General features: G+C 72.4%; 10 protein-coding genes and 1 pseudogene. 8 read left to right on the top strand and 3 right to left on the bottom strand.

Annotated features, from left to right (window positions below):
* Position 1: 1 nt before the first annotated feature.
* The 7 genes and pseudogenes from ABTY98_RS35590 to ABTY98_RS35560 form a co-directional block, all read left to right on the top strand.
* Positions 2 to 5,578: pseudogene (locus ABTY98_RS35590) on the top strand (SDR family NAD(P)-dependent oxidoreductase); the annotation flags it as partial.
* Between the two features lie 23 nt (positions 5,579 to 5,601).
* Positions 5,602 to 7,101 (top strand): FAD-dependent oxidoreductase, encoded by a 1,500-nt coding sequence (locus tag ABTY98_RS35585; RefSeq protein WP_352225245.1) that lies wholly within the window; start codon positions 5,602 to 5,604, stop codon positions 7,099 to 7,101.
* Positions 7,102 to 7,165: 64 nt separating this feature from the next.
* Positions 7,166 to 8,410, top strand: coding sequence for a cytochrome P450 family protein (locus tag ABTY98_RS35580; RefSeq protein WP_352225244.1), 1,245 nt, complete (start codon positions 7,166 to 7,168; stop codon positions 8,408 to 8,410).
* A gap of 99 nt (positions 8,411 to 8,509) precedes the next feature.
* A complete protein-coding gene (locus ABTY98_RS35575) occupies positions 8,510 to 9,742 on the top strand; it encodes a cytochrome P450 (RefSeq protein ID WP_352225243.1) in 1,233 nt (410 codons plus the stop codon).
* A gap of 114 nt (positions 9,743 to 9,856) precedes the next feature.
* Complete coding sequence (locus tag ABTY98_RS35570) at positions 9,857 to 10,639, top strand: thioesterase II family protein (RefSeq protein ID WP_352225242.1); 783 nt, start codon at positions 9,857 to 9,859, stop codon at positions 10,637 to 10,639.
* A 48-nt stretch (positions 10,640 to 10,687) separates the two neighbouring features.
* Entirely contained in the window at positions 10,688 to 12,025 is a 1,338-nt protein-coding gene (gene ccrA, locus ABTY98_RS35565) for a crotonyl-CoA carboxylase/reductase (RefSeq protein ID WP_352225241.1), read from the top strand.
* A gap of 121 nt (positions 12,026 to 12,146) precedes the next feature.
* Entirely contained in the window at positions 12,147 to 13,391 is a 1,245-nt protein-coding gene (locus ABTY98_RS35560) for a ThuA domain-containing protein (RefSeq protein WP_352225240.1), read from the top strand.
* Between the two features lie 65 nt (positions 13,392 to 13,456).
* On the opposite strand, the gene ABTY98_RS35555 is transcribed toward ABTY98_RS35560, so the two are convergent.
* Positions 13,457 to 14,398: a D-2-hydroxyacid dehydrogenase family protein gene (locus tag ABTY98_RS35555; RefSeq protein ID WP_352225239.1), complete on the bottom strand. Its 942-nt coding sequence runs from the start codon at positions 14,396 to 14,398 to the stop codon at positions 13,457 to 13,459.
* Positions 14,399 to 14,567: 169 nt separating this feature from the next.
* Between ABTY98_RS35555 and ABTY98_RS35550 the strand changes: the two genes are divergently transcribed.
* Positions 14,568 to 14,726 carry a hypothetical protein gene (locus tag ABTY98_RS35550; protein WP_502994434.1) on the top strand — a complete coding sequence of 53 codons (159 nt, stop codon included), beginning with the start codon at positions 14,568 to 14,570 and terminating at the stop codon, positions 14,724 to 14,726.
* Between the two features lie 640 nt (positions 14,727 to 15,366).
* Here the strand turns inward: ABTY98_RS35550 and ABTY98_RS35540 are convergent.
* Positions 15,367 to 17,022 carry an IS1182 family transposase gene (locus ABTY98_RS35540; RefSeq protein ID WP_352225238.1) on the bottom strand — a complete coding sequence of 552 codons (1,656 nt, stop codon included), beginning with the start codon at positions 17,020 to 17,022 and terminating at the stop codon, positions 15,367 to 15,369.
* 108 nt (positions 17,023 to 17,130) lie between these two features.
* Complete coding sequence (locus tag ABTY98_RS35535; RefSeq protein ID WP_352225237.1) at positions 17,131 to 17,736, bottom strand: GOLPH3/VPS74 family protein; 606 nt, start codon at positions 17,734 to 17,736, stop codon at positions 17,131 to 17,133.
* Between the last annotated feature and the right edge of the window lie 103 nt (positions 17,737 to 17,839).

Here is a 17,839-nt window from a genome sequence, read left to right as displayed (position 1 = left end):
CATGAGTGATGTCGATCGTCTCCGCGACTACCTGCGCAAGGTCACCGTCGACCTGCACGAGACCCGGCAGCGGTTACGGGACTACGAGCAGCGCGACACCGAGCCGGTGGCCATCGTCGGCATGGCCTGCCGCTTCCCCGGCGGCATCGCCTCGCCCGAGGACCTGTGGGAGGTGGTGGCCTCGGGGCGCGACGTGATGTCGGCCTTCCCCACCAACCGGGGCTGGCCGCTGGACCGCCTCTTCGACGCCGACCCGGACCGGCCCGGCACCACCTACGTGAAGGAAGGCGGGTTCCTGCACGACGTGGCCGACTTCGACGCCACGTTCTTCGGTATCTCGCCGCGCGAGGCCCTTGCCATGGACCCGCAGCAGCGGCTGCTCCTGGAGACCTCATGGGAGGCGCTGGAGCGGGCCGGCATCGACCCGCTGTCGCTGCGCGGCAGCCGGACCGGTGTGTTCGTCGGCAGCGGCGCTCAGGACTACGGGATGCTCGCCGCGCAGGCCGCCGAGGACCTGGAGGGCTACCTGCTGACCGGCAACGCGATCAGCGTGCTGTCCGGACGGCTGTCGTACACGCTCGGCCTGGAGGGCCCCGCGCTGTCCGTGGACACCGCCTGCTCGGCCTCGCTGGTCGCCCTGCACCTGGCCCGCCAGTCGCTGGCCCGCGGTGAGTGCTCGCTGGCGCTGGCCGGCGGAGCGTCGGTGCTGTCCACCCCGGCCGGGTTCGTGGAACTGTCCCGGCAACGCGGCCTGGCCCCGGACGGCCGCGCCAAGGCGTTCGCCGAGGCCGCCGACGGCACCGCCTGGGCCGAGGGCGCCGGGATCCTGGTGGTGGAGCGGCTCTCCGACGCGCGCCGCAACGGCCACCGCGTGCTCGCCGTGGTGCGCGGCTCGGCCGTCAACCAGGACGGCGCCTCCAACGGGCTGACCGCGCCCAACGGGCCCTCCCAGGAACGGGTCATCCGCGCCGCGCTCGCCGACGCGGGGCTGGCCGCCGCCGACATCGACGCCGTCGAGGCGCACGGCACCGGGACCGCGCTGGGCGACCCGATCGAGGCCAACGCGCTGCTCGCCACCTACGGCCGCAACCGGGCCGCCGACCGCCCGCTGTGGCTGGGTTCGCTCAAGTCCAACCTGGGCCACGCGGGTGCGGCCGCCGGGGTCGGCGGCATCATCAAGACGGTGATGGCGCTGCGCGGCGACCGGCTGCCGCGCACCCTGCACGTGGACGCGCCCACCTCCGAGGCGGACTTCGCCTCCGGCGCGGTGGCGCTGCTCACCGAGGAGCAACCCTGGCCCGAGACCGGCCGCCCGCGCCGTGCCGGTGTCTCCGCGTTCGGCATCAGCGGCACCAACGCACACGTACTCCTCGAACAGGCCGACGAGTTCGCGGCCCCGGAGCCGGACCGCGAGGCCCCCACCGACGGCCGGGGCACACCGACAGCCACACCGGCTACGCCCCCGCGCTCCACACCGGTTTCGCTCCCGGGCTCCGCATCGGTTCCCGCCCCCGTCTCCGGTCCGGTTTCGCTCCCGGGCTCCGGTCCGGTTTCGCCCCCGGGCTCCGTGCCGGTTCCCGCGCCTGTCTCCGGTCCGGTTTCGCTCCCGGGCTCCGCGCCGGTTCCGCTCGCGGGTTCCGGAGTGGTTCCGCCGCCCGTGTCCGCACCGGTTCCGCTCGCGGTCTCCGCCCGCACCCGGGAGGCCCTGCACGCCCAGGCCGAACGCCTGCTGCCCCTCGTACGGCGCGGCACCCCGCTGCCCGACCTCGCCGCGGCCCTGCTGCACTCCCGCGCCGCCCTCGAACACCGCGCCGTGGTCGTCGCCGACGACGCGGACACCGCCGCCGCCGGCCTGGCCGCCCTGGCCACGGGCAGGTCGCACGACACCCTGGTCAGCGCCACCGCCGCACCGGACGACCGGGTGGTGTTCGTGTTCCCCGGCCAGGGCTCCCAGTGGGCGGGCATGGCCGCCGAACTCCTCGACTCCGCCCCGGTGTTCGCCGCACACCTCGCCGAGTGCGACACCGCGGCCCGCGCCTTCGTGGACTGGTCCCTCACCGACGTACTGCGCGGGGCGCCCGGCGCGCCCGACATGGAGCGCATCGAGATCCTGCAACCGGTGCTGTTCGCCGTGATGGTGTCGCTGGCCGAGCTGTGGCGCTCCTACGGCCTCACCCCGGCCGCGGTGGTCGGCAGCAGCCAGGGCGAGATCGCCGCCGCCTACACGGCGGGGGCGCTGACCCTGCACGACGCGCTGAAGATCGTGGTGCTGCGCAGCCAGCTGTTCGCCGACGAACTGCGCGGCAACGGGGCAGTGGTGTCGGTGGCCGCGCCCGAGGAGCAGGTCCGCGCCCGGCTGGCCGCCCAGGGCGGCGCGCTGCACATCGGCGGGGTCAACGGACCCAACGCGGTCACCGTGGTCGGCGAGCCGGCCGGGCTCGAGCGGTTCGTCGCCGAGGCCACCGCCGACGGGCTGCGGGCCCGGCTGGTCGCCTCCACCGTCGCCTCGCACTGCGACCAGGTCGACCCGCTGCACGACCGCATCGTGGACATGTTCGCCGGCGTACGGCCCACCGCCACCGAGGTGCCGTTCTGCTCCACCGTCACCGGCACCTTCACGGACACCGGCACCCTGGGCGCGGAGTACTGGTTCGACAACGCCCGCCGGCCGGTGGCCTTCGACCCGGCCGTGCGCACCCTGCTGGCCGCCGGGTTCCGGTTCTTCGTCGAGGTCAGCCCGCACCCGGTGCTGGTCACCGCCGTGCAGGAGATCGCCGAGGACGCCGGCACTGACGCCGTCGCGGTCGGTTCGCTGCGCCGGGACCAGGGCGGCCTGGACCGCTTCCTGCGTTCGGTGGCCGACGCGTACACCCGCGGCGCCCCGGTCGACCTGGGCGCCGCCCTGGCCGGCCGGGACACCGCCTGGGTGGACCTGCCCACCTACCCCTTCCAGCGGCAGCGCTACTGGCCGGACCCCGACCCCACCGCCGCCACGGCAGCGTCCGACCCGATGGAGTCCGGCTTCTGGGAAGCGGTCGAGAAGGCCGACCTGGCCGGCCTCAGCGACGCCCTGGAACTGGACACCGCACCGCTGGCGGCCGTTCTGCCCGCGCTGTCCGCGTGGCGGCGGCAGCGGCGGGAGCAGTCCGTCATGGACTCCTGGCGTTACACCCTGGACTGGCGGCCGGTACCCGACCCCGCGAGCGCCCGGCTGGCCGGGGACTGGCTGGTCGCCGTACCCCCCGGGCACACCGGGCCGGAACCCGACGCGCTGGCCCGGCACGGCGCCCGGGTGATCCGGGTCGAGGTCGCCGCAGGCCCGCCGGACCCGGAAGCCCTGCGCACCGCGCTGGCCGGCGTGCAACCCACCGGCGTCCTGGCCCTGTTGAGCCGGCCGGCCGCGGCGGCCTTGGTCCGCGCCCTCGTCGAAGCGGGCGTGGCGGCCCCGCTGTGGTTCACCACCACGGCAGCGGTGGCCCTGGACGCCGAGCCGGACGGCGACCCCGACCGGGCCGGACTGTGGGGCCTGGCCCCGACCGTCTCCCTGGAACACCCCGCCCTCACCGGCGGCATCGTCGACCTGCCCGCCCAGGCCGACGAACGGGCGCTGACCCGCTGGTGCGCGGCGCTGTCCGGGCGGACCGGCGAGGACCAACTGGCCGTCCGCCCGGCCGGGCTGTTCGCCCGCCGCCTGGTGCGCAGCCCGCGCACCGCACCGGCCGGCGCCGCATGGCGGCCCACCGGCACCACCCTGGTCACCGGCGCCGACACCGCCGTCGGCGCGGCCACGGCCCGCTGGCTGGCCGCGGCGGGCGCCCCCGCGCTGCTGCTGCCCGTCGATCCGGACGCCACCGTGGCCGCGCACGTCGTCGCCGAACTGCGCGACCTGGGCACCGAAGTACATACCGTCGCCTGCGACCTGACGGACCGTGAGGCGGTCGCCGAACTGCTCGCCGGGCAGCCGGTCACCGCCGTGATACACACCGCCGTACCGCTGGCCGAGGCGCCGCTGACCGCCCTCGACGGCACCGCCGCCCCCCACCCCGGGGTCACCGCCGCCCGGCATCTGCACGACCTCACCCGCGACACCCCGCTCACCGCGTTCGTGCTGTTCTCCTCCGTGTCCGGCACCTTCGGCGGCGTCGGGCAGGCCGGCTATGCCGCGGCCGCCGCCGCGCTGGACGCCCTGGCCGAACACCGAGCCGCGGCCGGGCTGCCCGCACTGTCGGTGGCCTGGGCACCCTGGGACGACCCGGCCGACACGACCGGGACGGCGGCCACCCGCCGGGAACGGCTGGCCGACCGCGGCATCGCGGTCCTCGACGAACACCGTGCCCTGGCCGCGCTCGGCGCCGCGCTCACGGCGGGGGACACCCGTCTGCTGCTGGCCGATGTGGACTGGCCGCGGTTCCGCGCCGCGTACACCTTCACCGGGCCGCGCCCGCTCATCGCCGAGTTCACCCCCCAGCGCGGCCGACGTGAGACCACCGGGCCGGCCGCCCCGGACACCGGCCGGCTGGCCGCCCTGCCCGCCGCCGAGCGGTACGGCGCGCTGCTGGCCGCGATCACCGGGCAGGCCGCGGCCGTCCTGGGCTTCGCGGACGGCTCCGCGATCGACCCGGACCGCCGCTTCCTCGAACACGGCTTTGACTCGCTGACCACCCTGGAGCTGCGCAACCGGCTCTCGGCGGCCACCGGGGTACGGCTGACCGCGGCCACCCTCTTCGAGCACGACACCCCCGAGGCGCTCGCCCGTCACCTGCAGGGCGAACTCGGCCCGGACCCGGCCGACACCCCCGAAGCCGGGATGTTCGCGAGCCTGTGCCGCGAGGCGACCGAAGCCGAGAAGACCGGCGAGTTCGTCGAACTGCTGGGCGCCGCCGCCAAGTTGCGCGCCACCTTCGGCTCCGCCGAGGAGGCCGGCCCGCTGCCCGGACCGGTGGAGCTGACCGCACACGACGAAGGCCCGGTGCTGGTCTGCCTGCCCACGGTGCTGGCCACCTCAGGACCGCACCAGTACGCCCGGTTCGCCGCCGGACTGCGCGACCGGCGCGCGGTGTCGGCACTCGCTCTGCCCGGCTACCTCGACGGCGAACCGCTGCCCGCCGACCGGCCCACCGCCATCGAGGCCCTCACCCGGCGGGTGGAGGCGGCGGCGGGGGAGCGGCCGGTGGTGCTGGTCGGCTACTCCTCCGGCGGCCTGCTGGCCGACGGCGTCGCCGCCCGGCTGGCCGCGGGGGGTCGGCCGGCCGCCGGGCTGGTCCTCATCGACACCTTCGTCTTCGGCCCCGAACTCCCCACCGACGGCGCCGCCCTGTTCGAGCAGATGTTCGCGAGGCTGGCCGAGAGCGGCGCGGTCACCGACGCCCGGCTCACCGCGATGGGCGGCTATCTGCGGCTGCTCACCGACTGGGAACCCGCCGACTCGACCACGCCGGTCCTGGTGGCCCGGGCCACCGAGCCACTCACCGGGTTCGACCGCCCGCCGGCCTCCTGGGCGTTCCCGCACGACGTGGTGGAGCTGGCCGGCGACCACTTCACCGTCCTCGAAGAGCACGCCGACCGTACTGCCCAGGCGGTGCACGAGTGGTTGGAGAAACGATGACACAACGACGTACCACCGTTCTGGTCGTCGGCGCGGGCCCGTGCGGCCTGGCCATGGCCGCACAGCTCAGCCGGCTCGGCGTGCCGGTCACCGTGGTGGACGCGGCCGACCACCCGCACACCGGCTCCCGGGCGATCCTGCTGTGGCCGCCGGTACGGGAAGTGCTCGGTGAACTCGGGCTCGCCGAGCGCGCAGCCCGCGACAGCGTCCAGCCCGCCGCGCTCCACTACCACCTGGGCTCCGGCGGCAGTGTGCGCGTGCCGCTCAGCGAGGCCAACGCCCCGCTGGTGCTGCCGCAGGAGCGCACCGGCCGGCTGCTCGCCGAGGCACTGGCCGACCGGGGCGTCGACGTCGAGTGGGGTACCCGGGTCACCAAGGTCGTGCCGGACGCGCACACGGTCACCGTCATCGCGAGCCGCGCGGACGGCACCACCACCGAGATCGAGGCCGACTGGGTGGTCGGCGCGGACGGGCTGCACAGCCAGGTCCGCGCCCAGTTGGGCATCGACTTCTCCGGGGCCCGGTTCCCGGCCGCCTTCCTGCTCGCCGAGGGACGCATCGACGGCGAGCACGGTATGAGCGGGCTCACCTCCGAGGAGATCCACTACTTCCTCGCCGACACCGGCGTCGCGCTGATCGCCCCGCTGCCCGGCGGCGAGTTCCGTATCTCCGGCGCCGTCCCGGACGGCACCGAGGCCACCGCCGAGCAGGCCCAGGCACTTCTGGACGAACGCGGCCCCGGCGGGCTCCGTTTCACCGAGGTGCGTACCGTGACCCTGTTCTCCAGCGACGAGCGGGTGGCCGGCGCGCTGCGCTCCGGCCGGTGCTTCCTCGTCGGCGACGCCGCCCACGTCCACAGCCCGATCGGCGGCCAGGGCCTCAACCTGGGCATCCCCGACACCCGTAACCTGGCCTGGAAGCTGGCCGGCGTGGTGCACGGCCGGCTGCACGAGTCGGTCCTGGACACCTACGACCCCGAGCGCCGCGCCGCGATCGCGCAGACCCTCCAGGCCACCGGCCGCATGGCCCGGCAGGCCGTGGTCGGCCCGCTGGCCCGTCAGATCCGCAACCTCACCTGGCGGTTGCTCGACGCCACCGGCGTACTGGCCCGCGGCTACGCCCCGATGCTGGCCGGCTGGCGCAGCCACTACCCCGACGTGCTGTTCGGCGGCACGGAACAACGGGCCCGGCCCCGCCCCGGCACCCGGGACCCCCGGTGGATCCCCAAGCCGTCCGACGAACTGGCCGGCCGGTTCCAGCTGATCACCTACGGCGGCAAGGGCACCCAACTGGCCTATCAGGCTGCCGAGTTGGCCGACCGGCTGCCCGAACTGGTCGCGCACTTCCCGCTGGACGGCGCCACCGAGAAGTTCGTGCTGCTTCGCCCGGACGGCTATGTGGCCGCCGCCGGCGCCGCCGACCGGTTCCCCGACGCCGCCGCACGGCTCACCGAACTGGTCCCCACCCCGTCATCCCCGGCCGCGATCGACCGGTGAGGGCCGAGCACCCCACGAGCCGAGCACCCCACGAGCCGAGCACCCCACGACGAGAGGACACGACATGCCCAATCCCGACGGTGCGCCGGTCACCGGCTGTCCCGTGCACGCCGCCGCCACGGCGGTTCCCCGCCCCTGGGCGCCCGGGCTGCCCGAACCCGGCCCGGTGGAGCAGCTGCTGCTGCCCGACGGCAACCCGGTATGGATGATCACCCGCTACGAGGACGCGCTCGCCGCACTGAACAACCGCAAGCTGAGCAAGCACTTCGACAACGCGCTGCCCGAGCTGTGGCCCTCCCTGGGCTACGACGGCCGTAAGTCCATCCTCAACCAGCACATGAACCTCGCCGACCCGCCCGAGCACACCCGGCTGCGCAGACTTGTCTCCAAGGCGTTCACCCCGCGCCGGGTGGCCGACCTCGGCGAGCGGATCCAGCAGATCACCGACGAACTGCTCGACGCGGTCGCCGAGGCCGGCACCGCCGACCTGAAGGCCTCGTTCATCTCGCCGCTGATCTCCACGGTGCTCTACGAGATGCTCGGCGTGCCGCTCGCCGACGTCGAGGAGTTCGAGCGCAACACCTACATATTCGTGGGCCTCGGCAACTCCTCCAGCCCCGAGGAGGTCGTCGCCTCGGTCGGCTGGTTCGAGGAGTACCTGACCCAGCTGACCGCGCAGCGCCGTGCCCACCCCGGGCCCGACCTCATTTCCGGTCTGGTGCAGGCCAACGAGGACGGCGACGCCCTCGCCGACCTGGAGATCCGCTCCACGGTGATGCTGCTGCTCCTCGCCGGCGCCGAGACCACCATCAACCTTCTCTCCAACGGCATCCTCGCGCTGCTGCGCAACCCGGAGCAGCTGGCCGAACTCAAGGACGACCCCGAGGGGCTCGGCCCGGCCATCGAGGAACTGCTGCGGCTGACCAGCCCGGTGTTCACCGTGGTGTACCGCTTCGCCACGGAGGACATGGAGCTGGGCGGCGCCCAGGTAAAGGCGGGTGAGCACGTGATGATCTCGCTGGCCGCGGCCAACCACGACCCGGGCCAGTTCGGCGACCCGGAGACGCTGGACATCCACCGCGACGCCTCCAAGCACCTCGCGCTCGGCCATGGCACCCACTTCTGCATCGGCGCCCCCCTGGCCAGGCTCAAGGCCCGGATCGCCCTGCGCACCCTGTTCGACCGGTTCGACGACCTCCGACTTGCCGTTCCCGACGAGAAGCTGACCTGGACGCCCAGCCTGGTCGCCAACAGCCTGGACCAGCTGCCGGTGACCTTCACCGCGGCCACCCCGGCCGCCGCCGGCTGACCTCCCCCGCGCACCCCTTGCCCCTCCGTACCGAGATCTGTACCGAGACTCTTTTCCGCGTGGCGACGGCCGTCCCGCGCGGGGTTGGGAACGACAGCGATGACCGAGGCACCCATGCTCGACCCGGGCTTCATAGCGCAGCTGCTGCCCTTCGACCCCTTCGACCCGGCCTTCCTGGCCGACCCCTACCCGATCTACGCGCAGATCCGCGAGAAGGGCCCGGTGACCCGCACCCCCCTGGGGCTGTGGGCGGTGACCGGGCACGAGGCCTGCTCGGCCGTACTGCGCGACCAGCGCTTCGGCTGGGGCGACGGCGCCACCGTCGCCGACCACTTCCGCACCGAGGCCGACGGCACGGTGGTGCGGCCGTTCATCTTCTCCGACCCGCCCGAGCACACCCGGATCCGCGCCCTGGTCGGCAAGGCGTTCGCGGCCCGCCAGGTGGACCGGATGCGCACCATCGCCGAGCGGGTCGTGCGCGAGCTGATCGAGACCGCGCGCGCCGAGGCCGGCGAGGGCCCGATCGACCTGATGAGCGCGGTGGCGCACCCGCTGCCCGGCCGGATGCAGAACGCGCTCCTGGACGTCCCGGCCGAGCACGCCGCCCGTTTCGACGAGCTGTCCGGCGACATCGCCCGCGGCCTGGACCCGAGCTTCCTGCTCGCGCCCGAGGAGATCGCCAAACGGGACGACGCCCGCGCCGAGTTGTACCGGTACATCGGCGAGCTGGCCGAGCAGCGCCGGGCGAAGCCGGGAACCGACCTCATCAGCGAGCTGGTCGCCGTCGAGGAGGGCGGCGACCAACTGACCCCGGGGGAGCTGGAGGTCACGTGCACCCTGCTGCTCTCCGCCGGGTACGCCACCACGGTGAACCTGATCGGCAACGGCATGTTCGCGCTGCTTGGCCGCCCCGACCAGCGGGACTGGCTGCGCGACCACCCCGGCCAGGTGCCCGCAGCGGTGGAGGAGATGCTGCGCTTCGACACGCCGGTGCAGATGATCTCCCGGGTCGCCCTGGCCGAGGCCGAGATCGCCGGGCAGACCGTCCAGCCGGGCGAGCAGGTCATGCTGATGATCGGCGCCGCCAGCCACGACCCGGACGTCTACGACGATCCCGACGAGCTGAAGCTGGACCGGCCCGCCGGCCGCAACCTGGGCTTCGGCCTCGGCATCCACTTCTGCGTCGGCGCCCCGCTGGCCCGGCTCACCGCACAGGCCGCGGTGTCCGCCCTGGCCGCGCTGGACCTGGAACCGGTCACCGACGCCCCGGCCCGGGTGCCCAACATCATCATGCGCGGCCTGGCCGAACTGCCGGTCCGGGTGACCGGCTGACCCGCAGGACACCGGGCGGACGCCCACCGGAGGTCTCCGGTGGGCACGCACCGCGTCCGCACGGCGTCCCGAACCCGAGCACACGCCGCCTCACCGCACACGGAGACTACGGGGATGACCGACACCCTGACCGCACCAGAGCTCTGGATCCGCCGCTACCGGCCGGCACCCGAGGATGCCGACGTGTCGCTGGTCTGCTTCCCGCACGCGGGTGGCTCCGCCAGTTACTTCCGACCGCTCGCCGACGGGCTGGCCTCCGTCGCCGAGGTCCTGTCCGTGCAGTACCCGGGCCGCCAGGACCGGCGTGCCGAACCGCCCCGTACGTCGATCTCCCGGCTGGCCGACGAGATCCTCACCGTCCTTGAGTCCCTGCCACGGCGTCGGCTGGTGCTGTTCGGGCACAGCATGGGCGCCTGCCTGGCGTTCGAGGTGGCCCGCCGGATCGAGCGGGGCTCCTCGCTCGACCTGCTCGGGCTGGTCGTCTCCGGCCGCACCGCCCCGCCGAAGGTGCGCGACCGCGGGGTCCGTTCGATGGACGACGCCGGTGTCATCGCCGAGATCCGCCGGCTGAACGGCACCGACGAGCGGCTGCTCCTCGACGACGACATCATCCAGATGATCATGCCGGCGATCCGCGGCGACTACACGGCCGTGGAGTCGTACCGGTACCTGCCGGGGCCGCGCCTGCGCTGCCCGATCAGTGTGCTCGTCGGCGACGACGACCCGCAGGTCACCCTCGCCGAGGCCGGGGAGTGGCGCGACCACACCGAGGGCGCCTTCACCCTGCGCGACTTCCCCGGTGGCCACTTCTACCTGGCCGAGCAGCAGGCCGGAGTGGTCCGGGCGCTGACCGAGGACCTGGCGGCCTTCCGCCCCGGGCCGGGGTCCGGCGCCTGACCGAACCGTCCCCGAGCACGCCCCCCAGACCGAAGGAAGCCTGTGGTGATGACCGACCTGGCCGCCGCGATCGAGTCACCCGACGCGCAGACACACGACTTCGCGTCCCTGCCGGTACCGGAGTCCTACCGGGCCACCGTGCTGCTCAAGGACGAACAGCACATGTTCGACGGTGTCCCGGTCGGTGACCGCGAACCCGCCAAGTCCCTGCACCTCAGTGACGTGCCGACCCCGGTGCCCGGCCCCGGCGAGGCCCTGATCGCCGTCATGGCGAGCTCCGTCAACTACAACACGGTGTGGAGCGCGCTGTTCTCGCCCGTGCCGACCTTCGCCTTCCTCGAACGCTACGCCCGCACCGGCGGCCCGGCCGCCCGGCACGACCTGCCTTACCACGTGATCGGCTCCGACCTGTCCGGAGTGGTCCTGCGCACCGGGCCCGGGGTGCGTCGCTGGCAGCCCGGTGACCGGGTGGTCGCGCACTGTCTGTCCGTCGAGTTGGAGGACGCGGCGGGTCACGACGACACCATGCTCGACCCGGAGCAGCGGATCTGGGGCTTCGAGACCAACTACGGCGGGCTGGCCGAACTGGCGCTGGTGAAGGCCAACCAGCTGATGCCCAAGGCCGGGCACCTTACCTGGGAGGAGGCCGCCGCCCCCGGCCTGGTCAACTCAACCGCCTACCGTCAGCTCGTCTCGCGCAACGGCGCCGCCATGAAGGTCGGCGACACCGTGCTGATCTGGGGCGCGGGCGGCGGTCTCGGCTCGTACGCCACCCAGTACGCGCTGGCGGGCGGCGCGACCCCGATCTGTGTGGTCTCCAGCGAGCAGAAGGCGGAGATCTGCCGTGCGATGGGCGTCGAGGCGATCATCGACCGCGGCGCGGAGAACTACCGGTTCTGGCGGGACGAGGACACCCAGGACCAGAAGGAGTGGAAGCGGTTCGGCAGGCGCATCCGCGAGCTGACCGGCGGCGACGACGTGGACATCGTCTTCGAGCACCCGGGCCGGGAGACCTTCGGCGCCTCCGTCTATGTGGCCCGCAGGGGCGGCACGATCGTGACCTGCGCCTCCACCTCCGGCTACCGGCACGAGTTCGACAACCGCTACCTCTGGATGCACCTCAAGCGGATCATCGGCTCCCACTTCGCCAACTACCGCGAGGCCTGGGAGGCCAACCGGCTCGTCGTCAAGGGCCGGATCCACCCCACCCTCTCGCGTACCTACCCGCTCACCGATACGGGGCAGGCCGTCACCGCCGTCCACCGCAACCACCACCACGGCAAGGTGGGCGTGCTGTGCCTGGCCCCGCGGGAGGGCCTCGGTGTCACCGACCCCGAACTGCGCGCACGGCACGGGCCGGCCATCAACCGCTTCCGCACGGCGTGAGCCTCTGACACGGCACCCACCGCTGTTTGGTCTGCACCATTGACATGTACGCGTACCAGGGCCTTCAATGCGGCACGTCTACGTATGTCTTCCGACGTTCACGTATGAGGAAGGTCCCGGCATGATCACCCCCCACCCGGACATGGCCTGGCCCCGCACCCTGTTGAGACTCCTCGCCCTGGTCGCCGTGGTGCTCGGCGTCCAGGCCGGACCCGCACACACCGCCCGGGCCGCCACGCCCGTCAATGTGATCGCCTTCTACGACGGCACGTACGACGCGGCACACATCAGCTTCGACCACGAGGCCAACTCCTGGTTCCCGCAGGCCGGCGCCCAGAACGGCTTCACCTACACCGCGACCACGGACTGGAGCCGGCTCAACTCCGCGACGCTCGCCAACTACCAGGTGGTGATGTTCCTCGACAACTACCCGCACACCGCGTCGCAACAGGCCGCCTTCCAGAGCTACATGGCCGGCGGTGGCGGTTTCATCGGCTTCCACGTCTCGGCGTACAACGACAACACCAGCGACTGGCCCTGGTACCACAACACGTTCCTCGGCACCGGCACCTTCAAGAGCAACACCTGGGGCCCGACCGCGGAAACCCTTCAGATCGACGACCCCGCCCACCCCGCGACCGCGAACCTCCCGGCCACCATCCCGTCTTCGGTCAGCGAGTGGTACAGCTGGCAGAACGACCTGCGGCAGAACCCGGACATCGACATCCTCGCCTCGATGGCGCCGTCCACCTTCCCGATCGGCACCGACCCCAACCAGACCTGGTACAGCGGTTACTACCCGATCGTCTGGTCCAACCGCCACTACAAGATGGTCTACAACAACTTCGGCCACAACGCGATGGACTACTCGACCAACACCGCCCTGTCGTCGACGTTCGCGAGCGCACAGCAGAACCAGCTCCTGCTCCAGGAGATCAAGTGGGCGGCCAGCCAGTCCGGTCCCGTCACCCCACCCGCGAACACCACCGGCCCTATCCACGGCTATGGCGGCAAGTGCGTGGACGTGGCCGGTGCCGCCACCGCCAACGGCACCGCCGTACAGCTCTACGACTGCAACGGCACCAGCGCCCAGAACTGGACCGTGTCCACCGCCGGGACGCTCACCGCGCTCGGCAAGTGCATGGATGTGACCGGGGCCTCCACGGCCAACGGCGCCAAGGTGCAGCTCTACGACTGCAACGGCACCGGATCACAGGTCTGGCAGCCCGGCGCGAACGGCTCCCTGGTCAACCCCCAGTCGGGCAAGTGCCTCGACGCGACCGGCCCCAGCTCGGCCAACGGCACCCGGCTGCAGATCTGGTCGTGCTCGGGTGCCGCCAACCAGAGCTGGACCCTGCCGTCCTGAACCGCACATCCGCACAAGACCGGCATGCCGCAGCCCACCGGCATGCCGGTACGGGGATCAGGGCGTCAGGACAGTGTGCGCACGGGCGTGCCGACGCTCCAGGCCGCGATGTCCTCGACCGCGTCCCGGTAGAAGACCTCGTACAGATCCCGGCTGACGTACCCGATGTGGGGGGTGACCACGGCGTTCGGCAGGGTGCGCAGCGGGTGATCGGCGGGCAGCGGTTCCCGGTCGAAGACGTCCAGCGCCGCCGACGCGATCCTCTTCTCGGTCAGTGCGCCGATCAGTGCCGCCTCGTCCACCACGGGCCCGCGCGAGGTGTTCACCAGGATCGCCGTCGGTTTCATCAGGCCCAGTTCGCGCTCACCGACCAGGCCCCGGGTGCGCTCGCTGAGTACGACGTGAATGCTCAGCACATCGGAGCGGGCGAACAGTTCGTCCTGCGAGACGTGTTCCGCTCCCTTCGCCTGCGCGTCCGCAGGCGTCAGATTCCGGCTCCAGGCGATGGTCCGCATACCGAAGGCCCGCCCGATCTCCGCGACCGCGGTCCCCAGCCGGCCGAGGCCCAGTACCCCGAGGGTGGCGCCCCTGAGGCTCGTCCCCAGGCCCTCCTGCCAGCCGCCCCGGCGTACGGAGTCGACCTGCTGCGGGATCAGGCGTGCCGCTGAGAGGATGAGCGCCCAGGTGAGTTCGACCGTCGGGTACCCGAAATAGCCCGTACCACAGACGGTGATGCCCGCACCGCTGGCGGCGTCCAGATCGATCGCCGCGTTGACCGGTCCGGTGGTCACGAGCAGCTTCAGGCGCGGCAGCCTGCCCAGGGTCGAGGACGGAAAGGGAGTTCGCTCCCGCATGGCGACCACGACCTCGTACTCGGAGAGCGCCGCGACAACCGCCTCCTCGTTCTCGAAGGCATCCCTGAAGACATGCACCTCGGCGTGGAGCGAATCCCAGTCGGCCAGGCCCAGGGCCACGCCTTGGTAGTCGTCCAGGATCGCGATCCTCATACGGATTCCTCTCGTTCTCGGCGACCGGGTCGATATACGGACGGGTGAGGCGTGTCCCGAACGAGGGTACGGGGGTGAGCCGCCGGGGCGCGTGCGGCACGTGGGCTCGCCGGAACCGGTAGGGCGGCGGCGGTATGCGGAATCGCCGTCCGCGTGGCCGGTTCCTCGCGTGCGACGCTCCGTGGCGGCGCAACCATGCGTCGCCAGCGCCTGGCGCGACGACACGGAACTGGTGCTGGGACCGCCCAAGGAGCGCGCGCTGCTCCCGTTGTTGCTGACCGAGGCGGGGCATCCGGTCACCGTCCACGAGATCGTCGACGCGCTCTGAGGCCAGGACCCGCCGGACAGCGCCGTCAACGTCGTCCAGCGGCACATCGGAGCCCTGCGTCGGCTTCTCGAACCCCTGCTCGTGACGGTGACGGGTCGTTCGCATGTTCCCGGTGACGACGTGGGTTCGACTTGCCTAGCGTGATCGTCATGCAGCTCCGGTACGCCTTCCGGTTGTACCCCGATGCCGCTCAGCAGGCCGCGCCGGCCAGGGCGCACCCGTGAAGACGCCCGCAGGGCCGGGCAGCCGTTCCTGACGGCCGGCCAGCTGTCCACGCGCCTGATCACGGAGGCGAAACGGACAGCCGGGCGGTGCTGGCTGGGCGAGGTCTCCGCGGTGGTGCTCCAGCAGTCCCTGCGCGACGCCGAGACCGCGTACCGCAACTTCTTCGCCTCCCTCACGGGCACCCGCAAGGGACGGAAGCTGGGCGCACCCGCTTCAAGTCCCGCAAGGACACGCGGCAGTCGATCCGGTTCACCGCCAACGCCCGCTGGAACATCACCGGCAGTGGCCGTCCGAGCCTGCCGAAGATCGGCGCGGCGTGCCGCGTAGCGGCACAGCAACCAGTCGAGAAGGCCAGAATCCTCGCCCTTCAGGACTCCGTTGGGGAGTCCGCAAACCGGTGGTCGTGATCGCGGTTTCAGGCGGCGAGGTCGAGGCGGGCAAGGTGGGAGGTTCTGGTCTGGCCGAGCGGGGTTTCGGTGAGCCGGGCGTCGAGTCGGATGACGTTGATCGCGGTGGCGGCGAGGACGTTGCCGAGATGGGTCTTGGCCAGGCCGGTGTAGCGGGTGCGGCGGATGCCGGTGCGGCGGACTGCCTGCGAGATCGTGCCCTCGACGCCCGCGCGGACGTTGTAGCGCTTCTTCCATTCCTCGGTCTGCTGTTCCCGGCGGTGCTGGGTCAGGACTTCCTGCTGCTCGCGGGGCAGGAGGGTCAGGCTGCGTCCCCACTTGCCGTTGCTGGCCGTGGTGCACCTGGCCCGCAGCGGACAGACCGCGCAGTCGGTGACGGCGAAGTGGATGCGGGCCAGCGGGGTACCACTGGCCTTGCGCTGGTCGGACCAGCTGACGCTGGTCAGGCCCTGGGGGCAGGTCACCTGTCGGCGCTCCCAGTCGACGGTGAAGGCGCTCTGGGCGAAGTGCTCTTCACCCGAGCGCTCATGGCAGGTGTCGAGTCCGACCGGGCCCAGCAGGTCGACACCGTGGTCGTCGCGGGCGGTGACGATGTGGGCGGCGGTGACGTAGCCGGCGTCCACCGCGTGCTCGCCTGGCACCAACTCCCTTGCTGCCAGGCCCTGGTGGATGGGCTCGGTCATCTCGGTGTCGGTGACCGTGGCGTCGGTGGTGGCCACGTGGGTGATCAGGTGCGGGGCGTCGGGCTCGCAGGTCTCGCTCAGGTGGGTCTTGTAGCCGCACCAGCCGGAGCCGCGCTTGGTGCCGTAGCGGGCGTCGGGGTCGTAGGGCGAGGCCAGGCGTTCTCTGGCCGGCGGGAGGTCCTTGCCCTCCCGCCAACGCACCCCCTCGCCGTCGCGGTGGTACTGCTCGACCCAGGCCCGGCGCAGGATCTGGACCGCGGGGATCTGCCGCAGCCAGGCAGGAGCCCCGGGAGCATAGACGGCCTCAAGGACTGCGAAGCCGTCCCGACCGACCTGCACCGCCCACTCGGTGCGCACGTTCTCGCCCTTGGGGAAGCGCCAGGAGTCGACCCGGGCGCCATAGCGTTTGACCCAGTCGGCAGTGACCAGCGGGGACAGCCAGTCGGGGGCGGCCGCGGCCAGGGCCTCCAGCGCGGCACGCAGGGTCTCCCCGACGAACTCCATCCGGTTCAGCGTCCGCACCGCTGCCAGCACATGGGTGGAGTCGGTGCGCTGGCGCCCTCCAGAACGCAGCAGCCTCAGGTCGGAGATCCGCTGCAGGACCAGGTCAAGGACCTTCTCCTCCAGGCCGTGCTCGATCAGCCGGGCGCGGAAGTCACTGAGAACGGAGAAGTCGAACCCCGGGTCGTCCAGTTCCAGCCCTAGGAGGAACTTCCAGTCCATGCGGGCCCGCAGCTGGTCAGCAGCCTGCCGGTCGGTGAGTCCCTCGGCGTACTGCAGCACCGAGACCAACGCTAGCGCCCCCGGAGAGACGGCCGGACGCCCCCGTGTCGAAAACGCCTCCGCGAAGGATTCGTCATCGAACAGCGGGCCGAGCGTCTCGCGCACCCGGACAGCCAGCGTGCCCCTGGGGAACGACGCCCGCACCACCCGAGCGGTCAGCTCCGGCACCCCACGGTCGTCCCGCGACTCCAGCGACACCCAGCCCCACCCCTCGTTCCGGCGAACAGAACGATCATGCCAACCACAACGAGCCCGGGACGCCGGTTTGCGGATTCCCCAACGGAGTCCTTCAGGGCGAGGAGCATGTCAAAGGCCGCGCCACACGTTGTCGAAGGCCGCGTTCTCGATCTCCCGCCGCTGCCGGACGGCGGCCAGCTCCGTCACGGCGTCGTCCACGGCGGCCACCACCGTCACGGTCGCGTCGGAGACGGCACTCGCGAGGTCCTTGGGCGCCTCGTCCTGGATGCCCACGGCGGCCGCGAAGGCGGCGAGCACGGGCTCACCCGACGTCCAGCGCTCGCGCGCCCGGGAATGCTCGGGCGAGTCGGCCGGCGCCGTCCGCCCGGTCGGCAGCGGCAGCCAGCGCCGCCGCTGCCGGGTGACCGTCCCGTCCTCCTCCAGTTCGGCGAGGTAGGCGGCGGACAGGCCGCGCCCCCGGCGCCACAGCCAGTCCTCGACCGACTCGTACGGTGTGTCGCGCTTCAGTGCCGCCTCCGCCTGGTCGAGGAGCCGGTCGCCCGTGCCGCCCTGGGGAGCGGGCACGATGAGCTCGTCGTCGAGGGTGGCCGCCCCGGCGCCGAGGAGATCGACCAGTTCGGCTCCCGCGAGGGCCAGCGAGAGGTCGCCCTGCTCGACGGGCCGGGCGGCGGCGTCGTACACGGTGACGATGAACAGGTCCCGGGGTGTGGTCATGTCGGACTCCCCAACAGAGACAACAGAGGCACCAGAAGTACCAGAAGTACCAGAACTTCCGGAGGTATCGGGAACAACGGTGGCGCGGACGAAATCGATGCCC

This window comes from Streptomyces sp. NPDC096040 (genome assembly GCF_040303265.1).
GTDB lineage: Bacteria > Actinomycetota > Actinomycetes > Streptomycetales > Streptomycetaceae > Streptomyces.
Note: the sequence above shows the minus strand (reverse complement) of the source record. Positions and strands in the feature narration are given on the sequence as shown.

Bases quoted from the DNA above. Each gene is read 5' to 3' on its own strand.
- ABTY98_RS35575 (WP_352225243.1), top strand. From the start codon at position 8,510: ATGACCGAGGCACCCATGCTCGACCCGGGCTTCATAGCGCAGCTGCTG.
- ABTY98_RS35585 (WP_352225245.1), top strand. From the start codon at position 5,602: ATGACACAACGACGTACCACCGTTCTGGTCGTCGGCGCGGGCCCGTGC.
- ccrA (WP_352225241.1), top strand. From the start codon at position 10,688: ATGACCGACCTGGCCGCCGCGATCGAGTCACCCGACGCGCAGACACAC.
- ABTY98_RS35535 (WP_352225237.1), bottom strand. From the start codon at position 17,736: ATGACCACACCCCGGGACCTGTTCATCGTCACCGTGTACGACGCCGCC.
- ABTY98_RS35570 (WP_352225242.1), top strand. From the start codon at position 9,857: ATGACCGACACCCTGACCGCACCAGAGCTCTGGATCCGCCGCTACCGG.
- ABTY98_RS35580 (WP_352225244.1), top strand. From the start codon at position 7,166: ATGCCCAATCCCGACGGTGCGCCGGTCACCGGCTGTCCCGTGCACGCC.
- ABTY98_RS35560 (WP_352225240.1), top strand. From the start codon at position 12,147: ATGATCACCCCCCACCCGGACATGGCCTGGCCCCGCACCCTGTTGAGA.
- ABTY98_RS35555 (WP_352225239.1), bottom strand. From the start codon at position 14,398: ATGAGGATCGCGATCCTGGACGACTACCAAGGCGTGGCCCTGGGCCTG.